This window comes from Roseicyclus sp. (assembly GCF_052168335.1).
In the GTDB taxonomy this organism is placed as follows: Bacteria; Pseudomonadota; Alphaproteobacteria; order Rhodobacterales; family Rhodobacteraceae; genus Roseibacterium.
The window spans coordinates 1-8,568 of sequence record NZ_JBQLZP010000295.1 but is presented as its reverse complement, the minus strand read 5'-3'; the positions used below and the strand labels follow the sequence as shown (position 1 = coordinate 8,568).

Genomic DNA, 8,568 nt, shown 5'->3' with positions numbered 1-8,568 from the left:
GCGGCGTTTTCCGGCACGGAAAACGCCGCGCCTCAGGTCGTCTCCGTCACCTTGTTGAGGTGCCGGGGCTTGTCCGGGTCCAGCCCGCGCGCCACGGCCAGCCCCTCGATCATCGCGTAGAAGCTGACGATGAGCGCGAGCGGATCGGTCAGCCAGTGGCCCGTCCGCACCGTGGGCAGCGCCGCCGCCGCCCGCACGCCGCCGGTCGTGGCGAAGACCGCCGCGCCCTTGCCCGCCAGCGCGTCCGCGACCTCGACGACCGCGCCCTCCGCCGCGTCGCCTGCCGCGAAGGCCAGAACCGGGAAGCCCCGGTCGACGATGGAGACCGGCCCGTGCAGCACCTCGGCCGAGGAATAGCTCTCGGCGTGGAGGCGGCAGACCTCCTTGAACTTCAGCGCCGCCTCGTTCGAGATCGCCCAGGACGGCCCGCGCCCGAGCGTGTAGAGCGAGCCCTCGCCGACCGCGGCCGCGACCGGGCTCCAGTCGACGCGCGCGGCGGCCTCGAGCCGCTCGGGCAGGCCCCGGATCGCGGCCAGAAGCTCCGCGTCCTCCGCCATCTCGGCCAGGAGCCAGAGCCCCGCGAGCGCAGAGGTCACGAAGGTCTTCGTCGCCGCCACGCTCAGTTCCGGGCCCGCGTGGATGTCGAGCGTCGCGTCGGCCGCGCCCGCGAGCGGCGAGGCCGCGTCGTTCGTGACGGCCACCGCATAGGCCCCGCCCGCCCGCGCGGCGCGCGTCAGCTCCACGATGTCCGGGCTCCGCCCCGACTGCGAGACCGAGAGGCAGACGCCCCCCTTCACGCGCAGCTTCGCCTTGTAGATCGAGGCGACCGACGGCCCGACCGAGGCCACCGGCAGGCCGCAGAGCAGTTCGGCGGCGTATTTCACGTAGGTGCAGGCATGGTCGGAGGAACCGCGCGCCACCGTCATCAGGAAGGCGGGATCGCGCGAAGCGACCTCGCGCGCCGCCGCCTGCACCGCCCCCGCGCCGCCCGCGAGCAGCCGCTCCACCGCGTCGGGGATCTCCGCCACCTCGCGGCGCATCTGCGTTTCGGTTGCCATCGCCCGTTCCCTTGCCGTTCCAATGCCTCCGGGCCATCCTGACCACAAAAGGGAGGCGGCTTGAATGACGAAAACGCTGATCGTGGGTCTCGGCAACATGGGGCTCAGCCACGCGCTCGCCCATCACGCGGCGGAGGGGTCCGAGATCGTCGGCCTCGTGAACCGCTCGCCCCGCGAACTGCCCGAGGCGCTGGCCGGCTACCCCCGCTTCGACAGCTTCGAGGCCGGCATGGCGACGAGCCCGGACCTCGTCGTGATCGCCACCTATTCCGACAGCCACGCCGACCTCGCCATCGCCGCGATGGAGGCGGGCGCGCATGTCTTCGTGGAGAAGCCGCTCGCCACCACGGTCGCCGACGCCCGCCGCGTGGTCGAGACGGCCAGGCGCACGGGGCGCAAGCTCGTCGTGGGCTACATCCTGCGCCATCACCCGTCCTGGGTGCGGATGATCGCCGAGGCGCGGCGCCTGGGCGGGCCCTACGTCTTCCGCATGAACCTCAACCAGCAATCCTCGGGCCGCGAGTGGGAGACGCACAAGGCGCTCATGCGGACGACCTCGCCCATCGTGGATTGCGGCGTCCACTACGTCGATGTCTGGTGCCAGGTGACGGATGCGCGGCCCCTCCGCGTGCAGGGGATCGGCCTGCGCCTCTCGGACGAGATCGCGCAGGACATGTACAATTACGGCCAGCTCCAGGTGGTGTTCGAGGACGGCTCGGTCGGCTGGTACGAAGCGGGCTGGGGCCCGATGATGTCCGAGACGGCCTTCTTCGTGAAGGACATCGTCTCGCCCAACGGCTCGGTCTCGATCACCGATGCGGACAAGGGGGCGAGCGCCGACATCGACGGGCACACGAAGGTCGGCGGGCTTCTCGTCCACCGCCCCTCGGGCGACGAGCGGATCGACCTGCCGGACGAGCCGGGCCACCAGGACCTCTGCGACGCCGAGCAGGCCCATGTGCTGCGCGCCATCGCCGGGGACCTCGACCTCACGCGCCACATGGAGGACGCGGTGCGCTCGCTCGCCATCTGCCTCGCCGCGGACGAGAGCATCCGCACGGGGCGCGTGGTGGAGCTGTGAGCGCACCGCTCCCGGTCAGTCGAGCAACGCCACGGCATCCACCTCGAAGAGCATCGCGTCGAGCGCGAGCCTCGGCACCCCCACCAGCGTCTGCGCGGGCAGGTGGTCGCCGAACATCTGCCTCACCGCCCGCGTGAGCACGGGCAGCTTCGCCATGTCGTGATCGACCACGTAGACGGTGAGCTTCACCACGCGCTCCGGCCCGGCGCCCAGCGCCTCCAGCACCGCGCCGAGGTTCGCGCAGGCCTGCGCGACCTGCGCCGCGAAATCCGGCGACAGGCCGCCCGTCGCATCCTGGCCGCCCTGCCCGGAGATGAAGGCGAGCCGCCCCGCGGCGGGGGCCAGCACCGCCGTGCTGTAGCCGAAGGGGCGCGGGTCGGGCAGGTGCGGCGGGTTCACGGCCTCGGGGCGTGCGGGATGTGTCATGGTCTGTCTCCTTGTTCCGAACCAACGGGAGACGACCTGGCGGGAAACGGTGACACGATCCGGCACCGAATGCGCTAGCATGGTCCCATGAGCCCCGCCCCGCGCACGACCCGGCAGCCCACGGCGCGCCGCACGCCCGCCCGTCATCGCCATGACGCGCTCCTCCGCATCCTGCGCCGGAGCGGCGCCTCGACGGTCGGCGCGCTGGCGGCCGAGGTCGGGGTCTCGCGGCGCACGATCCTGCGCGACATCGGGGCGCTGCGCGAGGAGGGCTTCCTCATCCAGTCCGAGGGCGGGCGGGGCGGCGGGGTGCAGCTCGACCCCGCCTCGATGCAGACGACCGCGCGGCTGACCGTCACGGAGGTCTTCGCGCTGCTCGTCGGCGTGGCCGCGATGCGCGCGGCCCGCGCCCTGCCCTTCGCGGATCTCGCGGACGCGGCCCTCGCCAGGATCGAGCGGTCGCTCCCGCGCGAGAAGGTGGCGGACCTCCGGCGGATGTTCGCCCGCCTCTACGTCGGGCAGCTCTCGCCCGCGCAGGACATCTCGGACATGGGGGCGATGGATACGGGCCTCCTGCCGGCCTTCGAGGCGGCCTTCCTCGGGCAGCGCCGCCTGCGCTTCGCCTACCGCGACGCGAAGGGCGCCGAGACGCGGCGCGAGGTCGAGCCGCAGGCGCTCCTCATCCTGCCGCCGCTCTGGTATCTCGTGGCCTGGGACCCCGCGCGCGGGGATTTCCGCCATTTCCGCATGGACCGGATCGCCGCGCCCGAGGTGGTGGAGGGCACGCCCTTCCGGCAGCGGCACGTTCCCTTCGACGACGACGTCTGCCCTTATGGCACGCGCGTCACCTGAGGCGGGTCAGGCCGCGCGGAACACCAGCGACACGCCGTTGATGCAGTGCCGCTTGCCCGTGGGGGCCGGGCCGTCGTCGAAGACGTGGCCGAGATGGCTGCCGCAGCGGCGGCAATGGCACTCGGTCCGCACCTGGAAGAAGAGCGAGCGGTCCTCCATCGTGCCGATGGCGTCCGGCATGGCCTCCCAGAAGCTCGGCCAGCCGGTGCCGCTGTCGTATTTCGTCTCGGAGGAATAGAGCGCGAGGTCGCAGCCCCGGCAGTGGAACATGCCGCGCCGGTGCTCGTCGTTGAGCGGGCTGGTGAAAGCGCGTTCGGTCGCGCCCTCGCGCATGACGGCATACTGCAGGTCGGTCAGCATCGCGCGCCATTCGGCCTCGGTGCGGCTGACCTCGAACGGGCCTTCGGCCACCGCGCCCGCATCGAGGCGGGACGTCAGGACGGCCGCCGCGCCGAGGCTGGCGGTCGCCGCGAGAAAGGCTCGGCGGTTCATGGGGCACCTCCCTTGGTTGCGGCCAGTCTACCCCAGATGGGGGCGCCGGGCGACGCTTCCGATCGGGGCGGCGGACACTTCGGCGTGAGGAGCGGCATGCAACGCCCGGACCGGAAACGGCCCGGAGGTTTCCCCCCGGGCCGGCCCCATCGCGTTTCCACGCCGGGACGTTTCCGCCCCGGCGTCCTGTTCGGAGACGCTCAGAAGAGGTCGTTCTCCATGACCTTCGTCCAGGCCGCCACGAAGTCCGTCACGAACTTCTCCGGCGCGTCGTCCTGGGCGTAGACCTCGGCATAGGCGCGCAGGATCGAGTTCGAGCCGAAGACGAGGTCCGCGCGCGTCGCGGTCCACTTCGTGGCGCCCGACTTGCGGTCCTGGATCTCGTAGAGGTTCGAGGCCACCGGCACCCAGCGATAGGACATGTCCGTGAGGTTCACGAAGAAGTCCGTGGTCAGCGCGCCGGGACGGTCGGTGAAGACGCCGTGCGCCGCCCCGCCGTAGTTGGCGCCCATCGCCCGCATCCCGCCCAGAAGGACGGTCATCTCGGGCGCGGTGAGGCCGAGGAGCTGCGCCCGGTCGAGCATCAGCTCCTCCGCCGCCACGGCGTAGTCCTTCTTCATCCAGTTGCGGAACCCGTCGGCCAGAGGCTCGAGCACCGAGAAGCTCTCGGCATCCGTCTGCTCCTGCGTCGCGTCCCCGCGGCCCGGCGTGAAGGGCACCTCCACGTCGAAGCCCGCGGCCTTCGCCGCCTGCTCGACGCCCAGGTTGCCCGCGAGCACGATCACGTCGGCCACGGACGCGCCGTGCTTCTCCGCGATGGGCTCGAGGACCGCCAGCACCTTGGCCAGGCGCTCGGGCTCGTTGCCCTCCCACTCCCGCTGCGGCAGGAGGCGGATGCGCGCGCCGTTGGCGCCGCCGCGGAGGTCGGACTGCCGGTAGGTGCGCGCCGCGTCCCAGGCGGTCGCCACCATCTCCGCGACCGAGAGGCCCGAGGCCGCGATCGCCGACTTCACCGCCGCCGCGTCGTAGGAGGTCGAACCCGCCGGGATCGGGTCCTGCCAGATCAGGTCCTCACGCGGCGCGTCCGGCCCGATGTAGCGGGTCCGGGGGCCGAGGTCGCGGTGGGTGAGCTTGAACCAGGCGCGTGCGAAGGTGTCCGCGAAGTAGTCCGGATCGGCCATGAACTTCTGGCAGATCGCGTTGTAGGTCGGGTCCATCTTCATCGCCATGTCGGCGTCGGTCATCATCGGCATGACGCGCTTGGAGGGATCGACCGGATCGACCGGCATGTCCTCCTCGCGGATGTCGATCGGCCGCCACTGGTTGGCGCCCGCGGGCGACTTCGTCAGCTCCCACTCGTAGCCGAAGAGCAGGTCGAAATAGCCCATGTCCCACTGCGTCGGGTTGGTCGTCCAGGCACCCTCGAGGCCCGACGTGACCGCCTTCGAGGCATCGCCGTGCATGTGCGGGTTGAGCCAGCCGAAGCCCTGGTTCTCGAGTTCGCCCGCCTCGGGCTCGGGCCCGAGCGCGGTCGCGTCGCCGTTGCCGTGCGCCTTGCCGACGGTGTGGCCGCCCGCCGTCAGCGCCGCGGTCTCCTCGTCGTTCATGGCCATGCGCGCGAAGGTCTCGCGCACCTGCGCCGCCGTGCGGATCGGGTCGGGCTGGCCGTTCACGCCCTCGGGGTTCACGTAGATCAGGCCCATGTGGACCGCCGCCAGCGGGTTCTCCAGCGTCGCCGGGTTGTCGAGATCCTCGTAGCGGTTCTCGGAGGGCGCGAGCCACTCCTTCTCGGCGCCCCAGTAGACGTCCTTCTCGGGGTGCCAGATGTCCTCGCGCCCGAAGGAGAAGCCGTAGGTCTTCAGGCCCATCGATTCATAGGCCATGTTGCCCGCGAGCAGGATGAGGTCGGCCCAGCTCAGCTTGTTGCCGTACTTCTTCTTCACCGGCCACAGGAGACGGCGCGCCTTGTCGAGGTTGCCGTTGTCCGGCCAGGAGTTCAGCGGCGCGAAGCGGATGTTGCCGTGCCCGCCGCCGCCGCGGCCGTCGGCCAGGCGGTAGGAGCCCGCCGAGTGCCAGGCAAGGCGGATCATCAGGCCGCCGTAATGGCCGTAGTCGGCCGGCCACCAGTCCTGGCTCTCGGTCATGAGCGCCTTCACGTCGGCCTTCACCGCCTCGAAGTCGAGCTCCTTCACCGCCTCGCGGTAGTCGAAGCCCTGGAGCGGGTTCACCTTTGTGTCGTGCTGGTGGAGGATGTCGAGGTTCAGCGTCTTCGGCCACCACTGGGTCACGGTGCTGCCGGTCTCGGTGATCGCGCCGTGCATCACGGGGCACTTGCCGCCGCTCGGTCTGTCGTCGCCGTCCATCATCTCGTCTCTCCGATCATCGCTGGTCTTGAACTGGCTCGCTGGGGCGGCCCGCGGAATGCGCGGAACGAATCCCTGTCTCCCGGGTTGATGCCTACCACTCGCGGGCAATCAGAAAAAGTTGAATATCCTGATTGTCATGATAACTTCGCCTTATGTTGAACGTCACCCTCAAGCAGATGCGCTATTTCGATGCGCTGGCGCGCCAGGGGCACTTCGGCCGGGCGGCCGATGCCTGCGCCATATCGCAGCCCGCACTCTCCATGCAGATCCGCGAGATGGAGCGCGAGCTCGGCACCGCGCTCTTCGAGCGGGGGCCGCGCACCGTGACGCTGACCGGCTTCGGCGAGGAGGTGCTGGCGCGCGTGCGCGAGATCCTGCGCCGCGTGGGCGAGGTCGAGGACATGGCGCGCGCGGTGCGCGACCGGCTTTCGGGGCGGGTGCGGATCGGCGTGATCCCGACGGTCGCGCCCTACCTCCTGCCCCGGATCGTGGGCGAGCTGACCGCGCACCACCCCGGCATCGACCTCCAGCTCCGCGAGACGGTGACGCCGCGCCTTCTGTCCGAACTGGCCGAGGGCGGGCTCGATACCGCGATCGTCGCCCTGCCCCTTTCGGAACCCGCCTTCGAGGAGGTGCCGCTCTTCACCGAGGACTTCGTGCTGGTGCGCCCCGGCGCGGACGCGGGCAAGCCCGTCCCCTCGCCCGAGCGGCTGCGCGAGATGCGGCTGCTCCTGCTGGAGGAGGGGCACTGCTTCCGCGACCAGGCGCTGTCGTTCTGCAACATGACGGCCTCGGCCCCGCGCGAGATGATGGACGGCTCGTCGCTGTCGACGCTGGTGCAGATGGTCGGCGCGGGCCTCGGCGTGACGCTGATCCCGGAGATGGCGGTGGGCGTCGAGACGCGCTCGGCCGACGTCTCGATCGCGCGCTTCGCCGCGCCGGGGCCGCGGCGGACCATCGGCATGATCTGGCGCCGCTCGACGCCGCTCGCCGACCGCCTGCGCGAGCTGAGCGGCATCGTGCGGAGCGCGGCCGGGGCCTGAGCCTCAGCCCGCGGCGAGGAACCCGTCGATCTCGCGCTCGGAGGCGCGGCGCCAGGCGGCGAGCGTCCCGGCCATGTCGGGCCCCGAGACCAGCGCGAGCAGGAACTGCCCCCTCAGCCCCGCGAGCAGGATATGCGCGCCGTTCTGCTGCGGCGCGAAGGTCACGGCGCCCTTGGTCTCGAGCTCGGGCGCCAGCGGGAAGTCCTCGGCGAGGAAGACGTCGAGCATCTCGACGGCCCAGTCGGCCAGCGCCTCGGCCTCGTCCTTCGAGCCCGAGATGACGTGCGCCTCGTCCACGTCGATCAGCACGGCGGACCGGACCTCGATCTTCGCCTTCTCGAGGATGCCCTCGATCCAGGTCGTCGTGCCCGGCTGCGGCTCGAGCGGCGCGGGCAGGCCCGAGACCTCGCGCAGCGCCTCGAGCGAGACGCCGCCCGCGGCAGGATCGAACGCACTCGCCGCACCGGCCGATATCCGCACTGTCCCCGAGCCCCGGCAGACATCGTTCAGGAGGTCGCCCAGCGCCCGCGCGTGATCGGGCCCGAGCGTCCCGGGCTGGAGCGCGGCGGCCCGCCCGCCGGGCATCCGCACGTCGCACAGGTGCAGGACCTGCCGCTCGGCCACCTCGATGACCAGCCGCGCGCCGCTGTCGAAATCCATCTCGAAGCGGCGCGGCAGGACGCTGTCCTCGAACTGCCGGATCATCACGGCCGCGCCCTGCACCGGCGAGGCGTAGGCCCGCGCGGCGGTGATCGAGGCGCCCTCCGCCCCGGCGCGGTAGAGGATGTCGCGGACGGCGTTGCGGTCGGTCATTTCGAGACGGCCTCGCGGAAGGAGACGACGTTGCGCCCGAAGTCCGGCGCCGCCTCGGCGAGCGCGCCGCGCAGCGTCACGAGCACATGGCCGAGGTCGGTGCGCGGCCCGCAGATGCAGGCCAGCGCCTCGTTCGGATCGCGATAGGCGCGCAGGAAGATGCGCGTCGCGGTCGGTGTCTGGAACACGGCCTCGCCGGTCAGGTCATGCGAGGCGAGCCGCGGCGCCGACAGGAAGGTCCGCGCGCAGGCGCAGATCGCGTCGAGGTTCTCCTGCGGGTAGACGAGGCGCGAATCCGTGGCGAGCACGGTGCCCGAGACGACGTCGGCGTAGAGGATCAGCTCGCAGTCCGCGAGCCGTTTCCTCAGCTGTCTCAGGGTCTCGGGCGTCATCTTGCGTGTTCCCGTTGCTTTCCCGGCCAGGCCGGTGGTTCAGAG

At 71.4% G+C, this 8,568-nt stretch carries 9 protein-coding genes; 3 read left to right on the top strand and 6 right to left on the bottom strand.

Going from position 1 to position 8,568, the window contains the following annotated elements; genetic code table 11:
* Positions 1-32 precede the first annotated feature (32 nt).
* Positions 33-1,058 (bottom strand): SIS domain-containing protein, encoded by a 1,026-nt coding sequence (locus ACTS11_RS09155; protein ID WP_442640016.1) that lies wholly within the window; start codon positions 1,056-1,058, stop codon positions 33-35.
* Between the two features lie 64 nt (positions 1,059-1,122).
* Here ACTS11_RS09155 and ACTS11_RS09150 point away from each other — a divergent pair, with 64 nt between their 5' ends.
* Positions 1,123-2,139 carry a Gfo/Idh/MocA family protein gene (locus ACTS11_RS09150; protein ID WP_442640015.1) on the top strand — a complete coding sequence of 339 codons (1,017 nt, stop codon included), beginning with the start codon at positions 1,123-1,125 and terminating at the stop codon, positions 2,137-2,139.
* A 15-nt stretch (positions 2,140-2,154) separates the two neighbouring features.
* On the opposite strand, the gene ACTS11_RS09145 is transcribed toward ACTS11_RS09150, so the two are convergent.
* Entirely contained in the window at positions 2,155-2,565 is a 411-nt protein-coding gene (locus tag ACTS11_RS09145; protein ID WP_442640014.1) for a RidA family protein, read from the bottom strand.
* Positions 2,566-2,652: 87 nt separating this feature from the next.
* Here ACTS11_RS09145 and ACTS11_RS09140 point away from each other — a divergent pair, with 87 nt between their 5' ends.
* Positions 2,653-3,417, top strand: a complete 765-nt coding sequence (locus tag ACTS11_RS09140; RefSeq protein ID WP_442640013.1) for a helix-turn-helix transcriptional regulator — start codon at positions 2,653-2,655, stop codon at positions 3,415-3,417.
* A 6-nt stretch (positions 3,418-3,423) separates the two neighbouring features.
* On the opposite strand, the gene msrB is transcribed toward ACTS11_RS09140, so the two are convergent.
* Together msrB and katG are read right to left on the bottom strand one after the other, a co-directional pair.
* Positions 3,424-3,909 carry a peptide-methionine (R)-S-oxide reductase MsrB gene (msrB, locus tag ACTS11_RS09135; protein WP_442640012.1) on the bottom strand — a complete coding sequence of 162 codons (486 nt, stop codon included), beginning with the start codon at positions 3,907-3,909 and terminating at the stop codon, positions 3,424-3,426.
* A 200-nt stretch (positions 3,910-4,109) separates the two neighbouring features.
* On the bottom strand, positions 4,110-6,272 hold the full coding sequence (katG, locus tag ACTS11_RS09130) for a catalase/peroxidase HPI (protein ID WP_442640017.1): 2,163 nt from the start codon (positions 6,270-6,272) through the stop codon (positions 4,110-4,112).
* A 155-nt stretch (positions 6,273-6,427) separates the two neighbouring features.
* Here katG and ACTS11_RS09125 point away from each other — a divergent pair, with 155 nt between their 5' ends.
* Positions 6,428-7,318 carry a LysR substrate-binding domain-containing protein gene (locus ACTS11_RS09125; RefSeq protein WP_442640011.1) on the top strand — a complete coding sequence of 297 codons (891 nt, stop codon included), beginning with the start codon at positions 6,428-6,430 and terminating at the stop codon, positions 7,316-7,318.
* 3 nt (positions 7,319-7,321) lie between these two features.
* On the opposite strand, the gene ACTS11_RS09120 is transcribed toward ACTS11_RS09125, so the two are convergent.
* The gene (locus tag ACTS11_RS09120) at positions 7,322-8,131 is read right to left on the bottom strand and encodes a hypothetical protein (RefSeq protein ID WP_442640010.1); all 810 of its coding nucleotides are present in this window, start codon (positions 8,129-8,131) and stop codon (positions 7,322-7,324) included.
* Complete coding sequence (locus ACTS11_RS09115; RefSeq protein ID WP_442640009.1) at positions 8,128-8,523, bottom strand: hypothetical protein; 396 nt, start codon at positions 8,521-8,523, stop codon at positions 8,128-8,130. Before ACTS11_RS09115 ends, ACTS11_RS09120 begins: the two co-directional genes overlap by 4 nt.
* Positions 8,524-8,568: the final 45 nt, after the last annotated feature.

Excerpts from the sequence above, each read along its gene's own strand:
- ACTS11_RS09155 (WP_442640016.1), bottom strand. The coding sequence starts at position 1,058 with ATGGCAACCGAAACGCAGATGCGCCGCGAGGTGGCGGAGATCCCCGAC.
- ACTS11_RS09150 (WP_442640015.1), top strand. The coding sequence starts at position 1,123 with ATGACGAAAACGCTGATCGTGGGTCTCGGCAACATGGGGCTCAGCCAC.
- ACTS11_RS09145 (WP_442640014.1), bottom strand. The coding sequence starts at position 2,565 with ATGACACATCCCGCACGCCCCGAGGCCGTGAACCCGCCGCACCTGCCC.
- ACTS11_RS09140 (WP_442640013.1), top strand. The coding sequence starts at position 2,653 with ATGAGCCCCGCCCCGCGCACGACCCGGCAGCCCACGGCGCGCCGCACG.
- msrB (WP_442640012.1), bottom strand. The coding sequence starts at position 3,909 with ATGAACCGCCGAGCCTTTCTCGCGGCGACCGCCAGCCTCGGCGCGGCG.
- katG (WP_442640017.1), bottom strand. The coding sequence starts at position 6,272 with ATGGACGGCGACGACAGACCGAGCGGCGGCAAGTGCCCCGTGATGCAC.
- ACTS11_RS09125 (WP_442640011.1), top strand. The coding sequence starts at position 6,428 with ATGTTGAACGTCACCCTCAAGCAGATGCGCTATTTCGATGCGCTGGCG.
- ACTS11_RS09120 (WP_442640010.1), bottom strand. The coding sequence starts at position 8,131 with ATGACCGACCGCAACGCCGTCCGCGACATCCTCTACCGCGCCGGGGCG.
- ACTS11_RS09115 (WP_442640009.1), bottom strand. The coding sequence starts at position 8,523 with ATGACGCCCGAGACCCTGAGACAGCTGAGGAAACGGCTCGCGGACTGC.